Annotated in this window: 16 protein-coding genes and 1 pseudogene; 12 read left to right on the top strand and 5 right to left on the bottom strand. The window is 59.5% G+C overall.

All coding sequences use genetic code 11. The annotated features are described in order from the left end of the window. Positions 1-16 precede the first annotated feature (16 nt). The 4 genes from H4W29_RS11865 (at position 17) to H4W29_RS11880 (ending at position 4,967) form a co-directional block, all read left to right on the top strand. Positions 17-1,015, top strand: coding sequence for an ABC transporter ATP-binding protein (locus H4W29_RS11865; RefSeq protein ID WP_192729078.1), 999 nt, complete (start codon positions 17-19; stop codon positions 1,013-1,015). 106 nt (positions 1,016-1,121) lie between these two features. Further along, a complete protein-coding gene (locus H4W29_RS11870) occupies positions 1,122-2,603 on the top strand; it encodes a mannitol dehydrogenase family protein (RefSeq protein ID WP_192729079.1) in 1,482 nt (493 codons plus the stop codon). A gap of 91 nt (positions 2,604-2,694) precedes the next feature. Next, entirely contained in the window at positions 2,695-3,384 is a 690-nt protein-coding gene (locus tag H4W29_RS11875) for an HAD family hydrolase (RefSeq protein WP_192729080.1), read from the top strand. Next, positions 3,384-4,967, top strand: coding sequence for an FGGY-family carbohydrate kinase (locus tag H4W29_RS11880; protein WP_192729081.1), 1,584 nt, complete (start codon positions 3,384-3,386; stop codon positions 4,965-4,967). Before H4W29_RS11875 ends, H4W29_RS11880 begins: the two co-directional genes overlap by 1 nt. Position 4,968: 1 nt before the next feature. On the opposite strand, the gene H4W29_RS11885 is transcribed toward H4W29_RS11880, so the two are convergent. Continuing rightward, a complete protein-coding gene (locus tag H4W29_RS11885; RefSeq protein ID WP_192729082.1) occupies positions 4,969-5,823 on the bottom strand; it encodes a MurR/RpiR family transcriptional regulator in 855 nt (284 codons plus the stop codon). Between the two features lie 235 nt (positions 5,824-6,058). On the opposite strand from H4W29_RS11885, the gene H4W29_RS11890 reads away from it, so the two are divergent. Beyond that, positions 6,059-6,772, top strand: coding sequence for a sulfate transporter family protein (locus H4W29_RS11890; RefSeq protein ID WP_192729083.1), 714 nt, complete (start codon positions 6,059-6,061; stop codon positions 6,770-6,772). Between the two features lie 52 nt (positions 6,773-6,824). Here the strand turns inward: H4W29_RS11890 and H4W29_RS11895 are convergent, their stop codons facing one another. After that, the gene (locus H4W29_RS11895) at positions 6,825-7,250 is read right to left on the bottom strand and encodes a VOC family protein (RefSeq protein WP_192729084.1); all 426 of its coding nucleotides are present in this window, start codon (positions 7,248-7,250) and stop codon (positions 6,825-6,827) included. 82 nt (positions 7,251-7,332) lie between these two features. Here H4W29_RS11895 and H4W29_RS11900 point away from each other — a divergent pair, with 82 nt between their 5' ends. Further along, positions 7,333-7,911 carry a TetR/AcrR family transcriptional regulator gene (locus tag H4W29_RS11900; protein ID WP_192729085.1) on the top strand — a complete coding sequence of 193 codons (579 nt, stop codon included), beginning with the start codon at positions 7,333-7,335 and terminating at the stop codon, positions 7,909-7,911. Here the strand turns inward: H4W29_RS11900 and nth are convergent. Continuing rightward, entirely contained in the window at positions 7,876-8,658 is a 783-nt protein-coding gene (gene nth, locus H4W29_RS11905; protein ID WP_376776563.1) for an endonuclease III, read from the bottom strand. The two genes, H4W29_RS11900 and nth, sit on opposite strands and share 36 nt — an antisense overlap. Positions 8,659-8,680: 22 nt before the next feature. On the opposite strand from nth, the gene H4W29_RS11910 reads away from it, so the two are divergent. After that, the gene (locus tag H4W29_RS11910; protein WP_192730720.1) at positions 8,681-9,178 is read left to right on the top strand and encodes a DUF2244 domain-containing protein; all 498 of its coding nucleotides are present in this window, start codon (positions 8,681-8,683) and stop codon (positions 9,176-9,178) included. An 83-nt stretch (positions 9,179-9,261) separates the two neighbouring features. Then, positions 9,262-10,134, top strand: a complete 873-nt coding sequence (locus H4W29_RS11915; protein ID WP_192729087.1) for a methylated-DNA--[protein]-cysteine S-methyltransferase — start codon at positions 9,262-9,264, stop codon at positions 10,132-10,134. Positions 10,135-10,157: 23 nt separating this feature from the next. Here the strand turns inward: H4W29_RS11915 and H4W29_RS11920 are convergent, their stop codons facing one another. Further along, entirely contained in the window at positions 10,158-11,141 is a 984-nt protein-coding gene (locus H4W29_RS11920; protein ID WP_192729088.1) for a sugar-binding transcriptional regulator, read from the bottom strand. Positions 11,142-11,587: 446 nt separating this feature from the next. Here H4W29_RS11920 and tal point away from each other — a divergent pair, with 446 nt between their 5' ends. Further along, a complete protein-coding gene (gene tal / locus H4W29_RS11925; protein WP_192729089.1) occupies positions 11,588-12,553 on the top strand; it encodes a transaldolase in 966 nt (321 codons plus the stop codon). A 98-nt stretch (positions 12,554-12,651) separates the two neighbouring features. Then, positions 12,652-13,320, top strand: coding sequence for a DUF1345 domain-containing protein (locus tag H4W29_RS11930; RefSeq protein ID WP_192729090.1), 669 nt, complete (start codon positions 12,652-12,654; stop codon positions 13,318-13,320). Here the strand turns inward: H4W29_RS11930 and H4W29_RS11935 are convergent. Then, a pseudogene (locus H4W29_RS11935) lies at positions 13,317-13,807 on the bottom strand (anti-sigma factor family protein); the annotation flags it as partial. The gene H4W29_RS11930 and the pseudogene H4W29_RS11935 sit on opposite strands and share 4 nt — an antisense overlap. Before the next feature lie 67 nt (positions 13,808-13,874). Here H4W29_RS11935 and H4W29_RS11940 point away from each other — a divergent pair. Then, positions 13,875-14,315 (top strand): tetratricopeptide repeat protein, encoded by a 441-nt coding sequence (locus tag H4W29_RS11940; protein WP_192730721.1) that lies wholly within the window; start codon positions 13,875-13,877, stop codon positions 14,313-14,315. Between the two features lie 63 nt (positions 14,316-14,378). Continuing rightward, positions 14,379-14,822, top strand: coding sequence for a DoxX family protein (locus tag H4W29_RS11945; protein WP_192729091.1), 444 nt, complete (start codon positions 14,379-14,381; stop codon positions 14,820-14,822). The last annotated feature ends 2 nt before the right edge of the window (positions 14,823-14,824 follow it).

Raw genomic sequence — 14,824 nt, forward strand, 5'->3', positions numbered from 1 at the left:
TCATAGGGAGAGAAACATGGGCAGCATTACCCTTCAAAAGGTTTCGAAGGTCTTCGGCGAAGCCAAGGTCATCCCTTCGATCGATCTCGATATCCGGGACGGCGAGTTTGTCGTCTTCGTCGGCCCGTCGGGCTGCGGCAAGTCCACGCTCCTGCGCCTGATCGCCGGCCTCGAGGATGTCTCCGGCGGCAAGATCGTCATCGACGGCAAGGATGCGACCGAGAAGGCGCCATCCGAACGGGGTCTGGCGATGGTCTTCCAGTCTTACGCGCTTTATCCGCACATGAGCGTGCGCAACAATATCGCCTTCCCGCTGAAGATGGCCGGCATGGACAAGACAGAGATCGACCGCAAGGTGGATGATGCGGCGCGCGTGTTGAATCTCGGCGACTATCTGGATCGCAAGCCGCGCCAGCTTTCGGGCGGCCAGCGTCAGCGCGTCGCGATCGGCCGCGCGATCGTGCGCCAGCCTTCGGCCTTCCTCTTCGACGAGCCGCTGTCGAACCTCGATGCGGCGCTGCGCGTCAACATGCGCATCGAAATCAGCGAGCTGCACCAGCAGCTCAAGACGACGATGGTCTACGTCACCCACGATCAGGTGGAAGCCATGACCATGGCCGACAAGATCGTGGTGCTCAACAGGGGCAATATCGAGCAGGTCGGTTCGCCGCTGGAGCTCTATCGCAGCCCGCGAAACCTCTTCGTCGCAGGCTTCATCGGCTCGCCCAAGATGAATTTCATCAAGGGGCAGAATGCTGCGCAGATGAATGCACACACGATCGGCATCCGTCCCGAACATGTGCTGCTGTCGACCGAAAGTGGCGACTGGAAGGGCAGGGTCATGGTGGCCGAACATCTCGGCTCCGATACGTTCCTGCATGTCGATGTCGACGGAATCGGGATGGTGACGGCGCGCAGCAACGGCGATTTCGCTTCCAAGGCCGGCGATACGGTCTACCTGACGCCGGACAAGACGCGCATCCATAAATTCAACGAGAGCGGCCTCGCGATCTAAGGCGGCGGTCGGCTGGGGGCAGACATGCGGATCGGGCAATCTCGTCCGGCCCGTGCTACCGGAGGGGCTGAGAGCCTTTTCGCAAGACCTTCAAGAGGACTGAAACATGACGTGCAAATTATCGCTGGCAACGCTCGCCGAGGCGGCAAAGACCGCGACCATACCGGCTTACGAGCGGGCGTCGCTGAAAGCCGGCATCGTGCACTTCGGCGTCGGCAATTTTCATCGTGCCCACCAGGCGATCTATCTCGACGACCTCTTCAACGTCGGCAGCGACCATGATTGGGCCATCATCGGCGCCGGCGTTCTGCCGTCGGATGCGGCCATGCGCGACAAGCTCGCTGCGCAGGATTTCCTGACGACTGTCGTCGAGCAAGACAACAACAAGACAGCTGCGCGTGTGACCGCGCCGATGATCGATATCCTGCCGGTCGGCGAACCTGACGTCATGATCGCGAAGCTCGCCGATCCCGAGATTCGCATCGTCTCCATGACGATCACGGAAGGCGGTTATTTCATCGATGCCTCGGGCAAGTTTAATCCGGCGCATCCGGCGATTGCAGCCGATGGACAGAACCCGGCGGCGCCGAAGACGGTCTTCGGCCTCATCGTTGCCGGTCTCAAGGCGCGCAAGGACAAGGGCATCGCGCCCTTCACTGTCATGTCCTGCGACAATATTCCCCACAATGGCGTCGTGACCGCAAATGCGGTCGTCGGCACGGCGAAGCTCTCCGACCCTGCCTTTGCCGACTGGATCAAGGCGAATGTCTCCTTCCCGAACGGAATGGTGGACCGCATCACGCCGGCGACCAGCCAGCGCGAGATCGACTTCCTCAAGGAGAATTTCGATATCGAGGACAACTGGCCGGTCTATTGCGAAGAGTTCAAGCAGTGGGTGCTGGAAGACAGGTTTCCGATGGGCCGTCCGGCATTGGAAAAGGTTGGCGTCACCTTCGTGCCCGACGTCACGCCCTATGAGCATATGAAGATCCGCATTCTCAATGGCGGCCATGCGGCGATCGCCTATCCGGCGGCGCTGATGGATATTCATTTCGTTCACGAGTCGATGGAGAACGATCTGATCCGCGCCTTCCTCGCCAAGCTGGAAAACGAAGAAATCATCCCGATCGTACCGCCGGTGCCGGACACGTCGCTCGCCGATTATTTCAAGCTGATCGAGCGCCGCTTCCTGAACCCGAAGATCGCCGACACGATCCCGCGGCTGGCGCAGGACGGCTCCAACCGCCAGCCGAAATTCATCCTCCCCTCGACGCTCGATAACCTGCGCCAGGGCAGGGATGTCGTCGGCCTCGCGCTCGTCTCCGCGCTCTGGTGCCGTTACTTCTTCGGCAAGAGCGACAGCGGCAAGGACATCGTCTTCAACGATGCCAGTGCCGAGCGTCTGCACGAAGCTGCGGTCAAGGCAAAGGACGATCCGGCAGCCTTCCTCGCCTTCGACGATATTTTCGGCGACGTGGCGAAATCCGAGCTTTTCCGCAAGCGTTTCGCCTATGCGCTCAAAACGCTGTGGGAAAAAGGCACGAAGGAAACCCTGCAGCTCTATCTCGACGGTAAGCTCGCAGTGTAAAGAATCCCGATGGCGGCATTTCTGCTGCCATCCCGGCCTTGCGGACAAAGCAGGACGGTTACGTCCGAACTGAACTCAGGTTGGGTCTTCCATGGCTGATGCTGAACCACGGCTGGTCATCTTCGATTGCGACGGCGTCCTCGTCGACAGCGAACCGATTTCGATCAGCGTTCTCGTCAAGGCGATGGCCGATCTCGGGGTCACGATTACCGAGGATGAGGCCTATGAGCGCTTCCTCGGCAAGAGCCTCGCGACCCTCATCGACATATTGGAGACGGAGTTCAACGTGCATGCCAACGAGGAATTCCTGGAAGGCATCCGCACCAATCTCTATGCCCGTTTCCGCACCGAGCTGAAGGCTATGCCCGGCATTGGCGATACGATCGATGCGCTTGGCATTCCCTGCTGTGTTGCCTCGTCCAGCCAGGTCGAGCGGATCAGGCTGTCGCTTTCGGTCACCGGGCTCCTGCCGAAGCTGCCGAACATCTTCAGCGCCAGTATGGTCAAGCGCGGCAAGCCGGCGCCTGACCTCTTCCTCTATGCCGCCGACCAGATGCATGTGCAGCCTCGCGACTGCATTGTCATCGAGGACAGTCCTGCCGGCATTGCTGCGGCCAAAGCGGCGGGCATGACGGTCTTTGCCTTTACCGGCGGCTCGCATGCAAACTTTGCCGGTTACCGTGAGGAACTCGATCGTCTTTCGCCGGAAGTCGTGTTTGACGCCATGCCGGAATTGATACACCTTGTCCGCAAACAAAAGCTGGACGGGACTCAGCATTGATGCGTGATCATGTGGTTGCGGTGGATATCGGCACGAGCAGCGCACGCGCCGGTATCTTCGATACGCATGGCCGCCTGCTTGCCAAGGCTGAACATCCTGTTGTCATGAATCGGCCGCGCGAGAACCATGCCGAGCATGATTCCGAGAATATATGGTCGGCCGTTTGCATCGCCGTGCGTACGGCCATGGGGCAGTCTGGCATTGGGGCTGCCGCAATCGGCGCGATCGGTTTCGACGCCACCTGTTCGCTTGTGGTGCGCGATACCGAGGGCAAACAGATCAGCGTTTCCACCGGCGGTGAGACGCGGTTCGATACGATCGTCTGGCTCGATCATCGGGCGCTGAAGGAAGCCGATTTCTGCACGGCGACCAAGCATGAGGTGCTGGAACATTCCGGCAATGTCATGTCGCCGGAAATGGAAATGCCGAAGCTGATGTGGCTGAAGAAGAAGCTGCCGGCGACCTGGGAGAAGGCCGGCTATTTCTTCGATCTCGCCGATTTCCTGACCTGGAAGGCCACCGGCTCGCTTGCCCGTTCCCGCTGCACGCTGACGGCCAAATGGAATTACCTGGCTCATAAGGAACGGGGCTGGCAGCAGGATTTCCTGCAGCAGATCGGTCTTGAGGATTTACTGTTGCGCGGCGGGCTGCCGGATGAGACGGCAGCAGTCGGCGAGAGCATCGGCAAGCTGACACCGCAGGCTGCCGAAGCGTTGGGCCTGACCATCGATTGCCATGTCTCGGCAGGGATGATCGACGCCTATGCCGGTGCGCTCGGCGCTCTCAGTGGCTATGCCGGGGATCCTGCGAAGCTCGAGCAGCAGCTTGCGCTGATTGCCGGGACATCGAGCTGCGTCGTCGCCTTTTCCTCCGAACGAAAGCCAAGCCAGGGAATGTGGGGGCCTTATTACGAGGCGGTCTTTCCGCAATCGTGGCTCGTCGAGGCCGGCCAATCGGCAGCCGGTGCGCTGCTCGATCATATCGTACGCATGCACGCTGCCGGCGGTGAACCAACCGCGGCGCTGCATCAGAGGATCGTCGCCCGCATTGCTGAACTTAGAGCAGAAACGGGTGATGCGCTCGGTGCACGGATCTTCGTTCTCCCGGATTTTCACGGCAACCGGTCGCCGCTGGCCGATCCGCATGCTGTCGGCGTCGTCAGCGGGCTGACGCTCGATACGTCCTTCGACGGTCTCTGCGCGCTCTATTGGCGGACCGCGATCGGGATCGCGCTCGGTATCCGCCACATCCTCGAGAAGATGCGAGATCACGGCTACGTGCCGGATACCCTGCATGTTGCTGGTGGGCACGTGAAGAACCCCATTCTGATGGAGCTCTATTCGGATGTGACGGGTTGCAAGGTTATCGTGCCTGACATGAATGAGGCGGTACTGCTCGGCACCGCGATTGCCGCATCGGTTGCCTGCGGCTTGCACAAGGATTTGGCGGCGGCCGGCAAGGCGATGTATCCCGGTGGTTCCGAGCGGCTTCCCGACAGGAGCAAGCAGGCCCTTTACGACCGCGACTATCGCCGCTTTCTTGCGATGTACCGCCATCGGGCGGAATTGGAAGCGGTGCAATAGTTCAGCGGTTTGCCGTTTCTCCGAGGATGGTTGCAAATTCCACCATACGGCGGCGGCGTTGGCTTGCCTCTTCGCCGACGTTCAAAATGACCGCTTCGGACAGGCAGTCGAGCAAGGCGATCAGTGGCGGCAGGTTATCCATATCAGGCGCACGCGCAGGCGGTAACGGCAGGACGACATTCGACTGCTCGGGCAGCCAGTCCGCATGCTGAGCGGAAATCAGGATCACCTTGTAGCCGTAGCGCCGGGCAGTGCGCGCAAGCAGCCGTGACCTTGCGAAGCGTCGGCAATCGATGATGACGAGCACGGCGTCCTCGACGAAGGAACGGGCGAAAAGCTCCGCGAAGCGGTTACCCGCGCCGTCGATCGCCCGCACGCCATCGCGGGCCTGGGTCAGGCGCTGGCAGAAATGATTCGAGAATCCGGCAAGTCTCGCATGGGTGGCGACGAAAACCTCCCTGGAGGCGCCGATCATCGCGACGGCTTCGGCCCAATGCGGCTGCGCGGTCAGATGATAGATGTGATGCAGCGCTTGTATCTGCTCTGCCACGAGAACCGCGAGTGGCTTGCCTTCCGATGCATCCGTCTGCAGCTCCGTCATCGCACTCTGGAACTGGACGGGTGAGGTCGTTGCCGTCTCGCGGATCTCCACCTTGACGCTGTCCAGCCCCTGGTAGCCGAGCGCTCGCAGGAAACGACCGACCGTCATCGGCGAAAGATCAAGCCGGTCGGCAACCGACGCAGCGGTTTCGAACGGCAGGTCGTTCAAATGTTCGGTGAAATATTTCGCGATGCGTCGTTCGGCAGGCGTGCCGGATTTCGCGTATTGCCTAAGTTTCTCTACAAAGTCTTCCACGTCGCAGCCTCCCCCATTTCCTCAGAGGCCTTCCGTGGATTCATGCTGAGCCGAATCCTTGTTTCTTAATATTGTCCGGAAGCTCTTCTTAGGCCCACACGTATTTCGAACGTTACGAACTATATATTAGCATGTAATTTTCGACAAGTTTTCTATTCAAGCATGTAATTTTCAATCGACTTGCCGAGAGGGCACGGGATCCCTACATCACGCTGCGTAACGGAGACGCCAGAGAATGATCCTTGACGCCGCGCGCCTTTCTCTCACCAACCTGTTTGCACCGGAGACCCGGTCGGCTTTCTGGAAGGTTCTGGGACTGACGGTATTGGTGCTGATCGGCTTGTGGTTTGCGCTGCGCGGCCTGTTCATCAGCTTTGTATTTCCCTGGGTGGTCGGGTTTTTTCCCGAGATGCCTGACTGGGCGGGCTGGCTCAGCTTCGTTTTTCTTGTCGCCGCCGGGATCGGTCTTGCGCTCGGGCTGGCGCTGCTGCTTTCGCCTGTGACGGCGCTGATTGCCGGCCTCTTTCTCGATGATGTCGCCGAGGTGATCGAGAAGCGGGATTATCCGCAGGATGCCGCTGGCAAGGCCATGCCGCTTGGCCCCGCGATGGCAGGCTCGATCAAGTTCCTAGGCGTGGTGATCGTCGGCAATATCATCGCCCTCCTGCTGCTCTTCATTCCCGGCGTCAATCTCGTGGCCTTCTTCCTCGTGAACGGCTATCTGCTCGGGCGGGAATTCTTCGAATTCGCGGCGATGCGCTTCCGTTCGCCGCCGGAGGCGCGGCTGTTTCGTGCCAAACATGGTCCGACCGTCTTTCTAGGCGGTCTGGTGATTGCACTTTTCCTGGCGATCCCGATCGTCAATCTGCTCACGCCGCTCTTTGCTGCAGGCATGATGGTGCATCTGCACAAGCTGATCTCGGCGCGCGATCCCGGTTTCCGAGCATAGTTTTCACGCAAGTCCGAACACAAAACCGCTCGACACTTTTGCTGGAATTGCTTTAGCCAGGCAGCGCTGCCGCATCATACATCGCGGCATATTCAGGGTTCGGCGGGATCGGCTTGATGATGTCGATCAAGACGCCGTTGGGGTCGGCGGTAATGAAGTGGCGCTGGCCGAAATCCTCGTCGCGGATCTCGCGCAGGATCGGCAGCCCGGCCTCGGTGCAGATGGCGTAGATCGCGTCCACGTCCTCGACCTCGAAATTCAGGAGAAGGCCGGAGATCTTGCCGCGGCCGACGGCTGGGATGGTTTCGTGGCTGCCGTCGAGCACGGCAAGCGTCACATGCTCATCCTCTATCGATTGCAGATGGACATACCAGTCGCTTTCGAAGAGCGGCTGGAAACGGAAATGGCGGCAATAGAAGGCAGCCGTCCCGGCAACGTTATCCGTCATGATGACGGGATAGTAGCTCGTCGATTTCATCGCTTTCCTCTCCTTTGATTTTACGTACAGTTTGTATGTTTTTGTATTTAACATACAGGCAGATTGTATGTAAATAGGAGTAATGAGCAGGAGCAATCGCGAAAGAACCGAACAAACCAGGCAGGCCTTGATGGATGCCGCCCGCCGGCTTTTTGTCGAGAAGGGATATGCGGAGACGGCGACGCCGGACATTGTCGCAGAGGCCGGTGTGACGCGCGGTGCGCTCTATCATCACTTCGAAGACAAGAAAGCGCTCTTCCGGGCCGTGATCGAAAGGGAGGCGATTGATGTCGCCGACGAGATCGAGCGGCGCACAAAGCGGCAAGCCGCACCGCGTGACGCACTGCTTAAAGGCGCCGCGGCCTATTTCGATGCAATGGAAGTGGAAGGGCGGACGCGGCTGCTTCTGCTCGAGGCGCCGGCGGTCATCGGCTTGCCCGCCACTATGCAGATTGATGGCGAGAATGCAGAAGCGACATTGCGGGTAGGGCTCGAAGCCTTGCTGCCGCAGGCCAGTGCCTTGCTCGGACCATTGACAACGATGCTCTCAGCGGCTTTCGATCGCGCGGCGATTGCCATCGAAGCAGGCGGCAGTCGTCAGGATTACGAGCAGGGGATAGCTGCCTTACTCGACGGCCTCGCCGATCACCTGCGGCGGTAGCTCGACCAGCGGCGCCGGAATATCGCTGCTCTTCTCAGGCGACTTGCAGATATCGGCGATCACGCAGCGTTCGCATTCCGGGCGACGGGCCTTGCAGGTGTAGCGGCCGTGCAGGATGAGCCAGTGATGAGCGTGATAGAGGTAGTGCTTCGGAACAACCTTCATCAGCCGCTCTTCCACCTCGTCGGGCGTCTTTCCGGGGGCGAGCCTGATGCGGTTGGCGATGCGGAAGATATGGGTGTCGACGGCCATCGTCGCCTGGCCGAAGGCCATTGACAGTACGACATTGGCGGTCTTGCGGCCGACACCCGGCAGACGAACCAGTTCCTCGCGCGTCATCGGCACCTTGCCGCCGAACTCATCGACCAGCATCTGCGAAAGCGCGATGACGTTCTTCGCCTTGTTGCGGTAAAGGCCGATCGTCTTGATGTACTCACGAACCTTCTCTTCGCCGAGGTCGAGCATTTTCTGCGGCGTATCGGCGACCCTGAAGAGCGCCCTTGTCGCCTTGTTGACACCGGCATCCGTCGCTTGCGCAGAGAGTGCCACCGCCACAACGAGGGTAAAGGGATTGGTGTGTTCCAGCTCCCCTCGCGGCTCCGGACGCTGGATGGAGAAACGGCGGAAGATTTCCTCGCGCTCGGCCAACGAATAGGCGGTTTTCACCGCCGCCGCCGGCTTGCGGCGGACGATCACATTCGGGTTTTGCGACGATTTGGTAACGGATTTGAGTTTCGGATTCGCCATGGAAAATCTATACTCACTGGCCATGATGGAAAGCAACGCCGACAGCCGTAACGATCAGCCTGTTTTCGCAGCCGAACTCTTTCCTTACCGCTCGCTCGGCCGGAAGGGCTTCAAGGTGTTGCTCGGCGTTTCCGGCGCCATCTGCTTCATGTACGGCATGTTCTTCATCGTCACCGGCGCCTGGCCAATCGGCTTCTTTTTCGGGCTGGATTTCCTCCTGCTCTACGGCGCCTTCTGGCTGAATTATCGATCCGGCAGGGTGCGAGAAGAAGTGACTGTTTCGCGCACCGATGTGTCCGTGCGCAAGTTCTCTCCGTCCGGTCGGATGATCGAGCACCACTTCAATCCATTCTGGACACGCTTCCTCGTGCGGCGCCATCAGGAAATCGGTATTCTCTCCATGCATATTTTCGGGGAGGGCAGACGTACGGATGTCGGCTCCTTCCTCAATCCCGATGACCGCGAAAGCTTCGCCAAGGCCTTCAAGCGCGCACTGGCAACGGTCAAACAGCGTATCTGAGGCATTGCATTTCAATCGGGGCGCAAGAAACGGGTGGTTTGGTCCACCGGCCTTGATTATCTCCTTTGTAAAGGAGAAAGACGATGAACATGATCGCGAAGCTCGACACAGATATCACTCCTGATGGCCCGGATTACGATATCGTCCGCCAGGTCATCGAACTGATCAGCGAAGAATATCGCGACCAGCCGTCGCTGGAAGCGATTGCCGCTCGGCTAAACCAGTCGCCGACGCAGCTCCAGAAGACCTTTACGCGCTGGGCTGGCCTTTCGCCGAAGGCCTTCCTGCAAGCAGTGACGCTGGACCACGCAAAGCGGCTCTTGCGCCAGGAAGAAATGCCGCTGCTCGAAACCTCCATCGAGGTCGGTCTATCCGGCCCGAGCCGCCTCCACGACCTGTTCGTGACGCATGAGGCAATGTCTCCGGGCGAATGGAAGGCGAAGGGCGGCGGGCTGACGATCCGTTACGGGTTCCACACCTGTCCCTTCGGCACTGCCCTCGTCATGGTGACGGACCGCGGCCTTGCGGGCCTCGCCTTCAGCGATTCCGGCGATGAAAAGGCATGCCTTGAGGACATGACCTGCCGCTGGCCGAATGCGGAATATGTGGAAGACCGTCAAGCAACAGCGCCTTTTGCCGAGCGTATCTTCCAGCCGGGCCGCTGGACGTCGGACCAGCCGTTGCGGGTCGTGCTGATCGGAACGGATTTCCAGGTCAGCGTCTGGCAGAGCCTTCTGAAAATCCCCTTCGGCAAAGCCGTGACCTACAGCGATATTGCCAAGGATATCGGCCGGCCGACTGCCATGCGCGCGGTCGGTGCAGCAGTCGGAGCCAATCCGATTTCCTTTGTCGTGCCATGCCATCGCGCGCTCGGGAAAAACGGGGCATTGACCGGTTACCATTGGGGTCTGACCCGCAAACGGGCCATGCTTGGCTGGGAATCGGCACACGCCTGACGATTGGGATCAGCCGAAGCCGTTCAGGCGGCTTCGGCGAGCTCCAGCAATGCCTTTGCCGCACTCTCGTCGGTGATCAGGGTATTACAGCCGATGCGCTTGATCGTTGCACGGATCGCGATGGCACGATGCGCGCCGCCGGAGGACAGCACGATGTGTTTCGCTTCCTTCAACGTATCGAGATCCACCGACATCACCCGCTGATTGATCGAGTGGTCGACGGAATTGCCGTCCTTGTCCAGAAAGTTGAACATGGTGTCGCAGACGCAGCCGGCATCGATCAGCTGTTGCAGTTCGGCCTTCGAGATCCATCCCTCGGACAGCGAGGTCGAATGTGGGCCGATATCGCCGCAGCTGACGATCGCGAGATCAAGGTTTTCCGCCAGCCGGTAGATCGTATCGAGGCCGCATTTTTCGATCAGGTTGCGCTTGGTCTCGGTCGAATCCACGAGCAGCGGAGCGAGAAACATGTAGCACTCGGCCCCGAGCTGGTTTGCCAGCCGCCAGGTGTAATCGATCGGGTTCGTCTGGTGGACGGCGACGATGCCGCCGAGCAGGGAGACGATCTTGCAATTGTCTCGGCGCGGCGGTCGGAAGCTTGCGAGAGAGGCGGTCATGGTGCGGCCCCAGCCGACGCCGATCGTGTAATCGTCCGGAATGGCTTCCGACAGGAACTGGCCAAGCGCCAGCCCAACATTCTTTGCCAGTGAATTCACGTCGCATTTGGCGGGTTCCGGCACGACGATCGCCTCGTCGAGACCGTAGGCGCGTTCCAGCTTGACCGAAAGCTCCACACAGTCGCCGATCGAGTCGTTGATCCAGATCTGCACTTCGCTGCGCTTCATCGCTTCGTCGAGCAGGCGGATGACTGTCGTGCGGCTGATCCCGAGTTGTTCGGCAACGTCCTTCTGGGTCAGGCCCTCATTGTAATAGAGCCATGCAGCTCGCAGCCGGAGCGAGGAGGCTTCGGAATAAGCAGTGTGCGTGCCGCGTTTCAGCTTGACCACATCTCCTCCCGCGCCGATTTCGCCCTAGATCTTTGCCATCGATGACATAAGATTGCGGCATCGGCTTTGTTCCCGCGATAATGCCGGGTGTGACACTTATGTCAATTGAAATGCACAAATGTCCTTGACTTTTCGTTGCTGGAGCGGCGATAGTCATGGTCGACAACATCGTTCTTGTCCGTCCGAGGAGGGCAATGTGCGGGCATGCGGAAAGTCTCGACCGGCCTATCAGTCGCAGGCGACAGCGCTTGTGATGCGCTTGTCGTTCTCCGGCTTTGGGAACGATGCCCCTGGGAACATCGCCAATGTCTCTCACGTTTATGAATCATCCGTGACGGACGCGCGTCTTTTCGCCTGCAGCATGCAAAGCATCTGTCCTTAGATCACCTCTTTGCCGGGCGGAACTCGCGCCGGTCCGCAGCCCAAGTTCACAAAGGAATTTGACCATGACATCCAAGCTTGACCAACTCCGCGAGATCACAACCGTCGTCGCCGACACCGGCGATATCCAGGCTGTCGCTCGCCTGAAGCCGGTTGATTGCACGACCAACCCTTCCATCGTTCTCAAGGCCCTTGGCACGGAGATGTTTGCCGACGACATGAAGGAAGCGATCGCCTGGGGCAAGAAGCTTGGCGGTGACGCCGATGCTGCGGCGGCAGCCGTTGCCGATCGCCTTGCCATCTCCGTAGGTGCTGCCCTCGTAAAGCTCGTTCCCGGCCGCGTTTCGACCGAAGTCGATGCTGACCTCTCCTTTGATACCGAAGCTTCGCTCAAAAAGGCACGCAGCATCATCGCAGCCTACAAGGAGCGCGGCATCGAGAAGGATCGCATCCTCATCAAGCTCGCTTCCACCTGGGAAGGCATTCGCGCAGCGGAAGTCCTGCAGAAGGAAGGCATCGATTGCAATCTGACGCTGCTGTTCTCGAAGGCTCAGGCAATCGCCTGCGCTGACGCCGGCGTGTTCCTGATCTCGCCCTTCGTCGGCCGCATCCTCGACTGGTACAAGAAGTCGACCGGCAAGGATTTCACTGCCGAAGAAGATCCGGGCGTTCTGTCCGTTCGCGACATCTACAACTACTACAAGGCCAACGGCATCAAGACCGTCGTCATGGGCGCTTCCTTCCGCAATACCGGCGAAATCGAAGCGCTGGCCGGTTGCGATCGCCTGACCATCGCTCCGAACCTGCTCGACGAGCTGTCCAACGACCAGGGCAAGCTCGAGCGCAAGCTGTCGCCGGAAACGATCAAGCCGGCCCCGAAAGTTTCGGTCGACGAGAAGACCTTCCGCTGGATGATGAACGAAGACGCGATGGCGACGGAAAAGCTCGCAGAAGGCATCCGTGCATTCGCAAAGGATCTCGGCACGTTGCGCAGCCAGGTCCGCAAGGAGCTGCAGCTCGCTGCTGCCTGAGGCCGCACAAGCCGTACTTTGATGAAAGGCGCGGGTGCCGCTGGCATCCGCGCTTTTTTCATGTTGATATCAAGGGCATAGAGGCTGGAGGAAAAGCCGTGGCTGACGAGGATGACGGGAATTCGCTGGTCTCGCTTGTCTACAAGCATGCAAGCTTCTTCCTTTCGGTGCTCGGCGGTCTCATCGTCTTTCTGCTGCTGACCTCGCGGGAGGTCAGTGCCAGCAACATCCTGTTCGGCTGGAATGCCTCGGCGATCTTCTTCATCGGACTGAGCTGGCGCAAGATGCTTCGGGCGACCGTTGAAAGCATCAGGAAGCGGTCGGAAGATCTCGATTTTTCCGATACTTTCCTGCTCTTCCTATCAATTGCAGCGGCTCTCGCCAGCATTGCCGGAATCGGCATCGAGCTTCATTCGATCAAGGATGCACCGGCAGATGTCGCGCTGTGGCGCGCGGCTGCGGCGATCCTGACTATCCTGATCTCCTGGTTTTTCCTGCACACGCTTTTCACGATCCATTATGCCCATTATTTCTATGGCGGTTCGGATAAGTGTGAAGGGCTTAAATTCCCTGATGGAATCGAGGAGCCCGCATATTGGGACTTTCTCTATTTCTCTTTTACAATCGGTGTGGCGGCACAGACGGCCGATGTGGCAGTGACCTCGACGACGATGCGCAAATTCACCCTGCTGCATGCGCTGCTGTCGTTCCTGTTCAACACCACCATTCTTGCACTTGCGATCAATGTCGGCGCAAGCCTGCTTTAGAGCCTTGCCGCAGACCGGAAGAAGCCCTCGAACTCCGCAAGGTCACTCGAAGCGACATCCGAAATCGCCCAGAACGTCAGTCCGCCATCCGACCATTGCACCATGTTGTAGCCGTCGTGTTCCGTTGTCGATTGGGCACCCGAAGCCGCAGGCCAAATGAACAGGTTGATGATGTGGCCATGGCGTCTGTACACGAGAGCGGCGACGGCGCGGCCGCCGATATAATCGACACGGCCGCCGACCAGCGGGAAGCCGTCCTTGGCGAGATTGCTGACCGGTGGTGAGAAATCGATCTTGCCGTTGAACCACGGCTTCACCGTATGCTGGTCCGAGGTCAGAACGTCAGTCAGATGGTCGACCATCATCGACCTGACATGGCTCGCCATGATCTCATCCTGCAGGATGAGGGTTTGCGACGGGGTGTTGATGAACAGAAACCGCTTGCCGCCAGGACCGCCAGCGCGGGCACGAAGCTCCACTGCCGAATTCGCGCCGTGCTCGGGCAAGACGCGACATGACGGTGCCGATCGGCGGTCTTCCCGAATGCCGAGCTTATCGTCAACGCCGTCGCTGCATCCGCCGGTCCTCCGGCGATCAGTGCGCTACCGGCTTTTGCCGTCGACAATATGGAATCGACCGACGCACCGGACCTTACTTCGGTGCGTGCCAAGATCGACGCCAAGGACTATGCCGGCGCACTCGCCGAGCTCCGCGATCTTGCTGAAGATGATCAGCAGGCAGACGTGTATAATCTGATGGGCTTGACGCTGCGCAAGACCGGCGACTACCTGACGTCGTTGACCTATTACACCAAGGCGCTGGAGCTTCAGCCTGGTCACAAGGCGGCGCGTGAATATCTCGGCGAGCTCTATATCGAGACCGGCGACATGGCGAAGGCTGAGGAGCAGGTGTCCGTGCTGAGACAGCTTTGCCCGTCAGGCTGCGAGGAGCTTGAAGACCTTCGAGATGCCATCGCTGCGAAAGCAGGCAAGTAATCGAGATAGAAACGGCAAGGCAGGCGGGTTCACCGCCTGCTTCCTTTCAAAGAGGAGGATACGATGGAAAATGCTTCGGGCGGGGTTCGGCTCGCCGATCTCATTCTTCTTCTGGGCAGGCTGCTGCTATCCCTGATTTTCCTACACGAAGGCGCAACACTCGCTGCCGACATGACCGCCGCTCTTGACGCCTTTGCGAAGCTTGGTTTGCCGGCGATCGTGACATTCGGCGTTGTCGCCCTGCAGATCGGCGCTGGTCTTTCCGTTGCGGTCGGCTTGCTCGGCCGGCTCGGCGCGGTCGCACTCGGGCTATTCTGCCTCGCCACGGCCTTTCTGTTCCACACCAACTTCGCGAGCCAGAACGAGCTACTGCATTTCGAGAAGGATCTCGCAATTGCCGGTGGCATGTTCGTTTTGGCGGTGAGGGGCGCAGGATCAATATCGATCGACAATCTCGTGAAGCGACGGGTGAAGGAGGTGCATCCCTGGCTCAAGGCGGTGCTCTAGCG

It is taken from the genome of Rhizobium viscosum (assembly GCF_014873945.1).
Classification (GTDB): domain Bacteria; phylum Pseudomonadota; class Alphaproteobacteria; order Rhizobiales; family Rhizobiaceae; genus Rhizobium; species Rhizobium viscosum.

Coding starts and splice junctions, on each gene's coding strand:
- H4W29_RS11910 (WP_192730720.1), top strand. CDS start 8,681: ATGATGGAAAGCAACGCCGACAGCCGTAACGATCAGCCTGTTTTCGCA.
- H4W29_RS11875 (WP_192729080.1), top strand. CDS start 2,695: ATGGCTGATGCTGAACCACGGCTGGTCATCTTCGATTGCGACGGCGTC.
- H4W29_RS11870 (WP_192729079.1), top strand. CDS start 1,122: ATGACGTGCAAATTATCGCTGGCAACGCTCGCCGAGGCGGCAAAGACC.
- tal (WP_192729089.1), top strand. CDS start 11,588: ATGACATCCAAGCTTGACCAACTCCGCGAGATCACAACCGTCGTCGCC.
- H4W29_RS11895 (WP_192729084.1), bottom strand. CDS start 7,250: ATGAAATCGACGAGCTACTATCCCGTCATCATGACGGATAACGTTGCC.
- H4W29_RS11865 (WP_192729078.1), top strand. CDS start 17: ATGGGCAGCATTACCCTTCAAAAGGTTTCGAAGGTCTTCGGCGAAGCC.
- H4W29_RS11900 (WP_192729085.1), top strand. CDS start 7,333: ATGAGCAGGAGCAATCGCGAAAGAACCGAACAAACCAGGCAGGCCTTG.
- H4W29_RS11945 (WP_192729091.1), top strand. CDS start 14,379: ATGGAAAATGCTTCGGGCGGGGTTCGGCTCGCCGATCTCATTCTTCTT.
- nth (WP_376776563.1), bottom strand. CDS start 8,658: ATGGCGAATCCGAAACTCAAATCCGTTACCAAATCGTCGCAAAACCCG.
- H4W29_RS11880 (WP_192729081.1), top strand. CDS start 3,384: ATGCGTGATCATGTGGTTGCGGTGGATATCGGCACGAGCAGCGCACGC.
- H4W29_RS11890 (WP_192729083.1), top strand. CDS start 6,059: ATGATCCTTGACGCCGCGCGCCTTTCTCTCACCAACCTGTTTGCACCG.
- H4W29_RS11915 (WP_192729087.1), top strand. CDS start 9,262: ATGAACATGATCGCGAAGCTCGACACAGATATCACTCCTGATGGCCCG.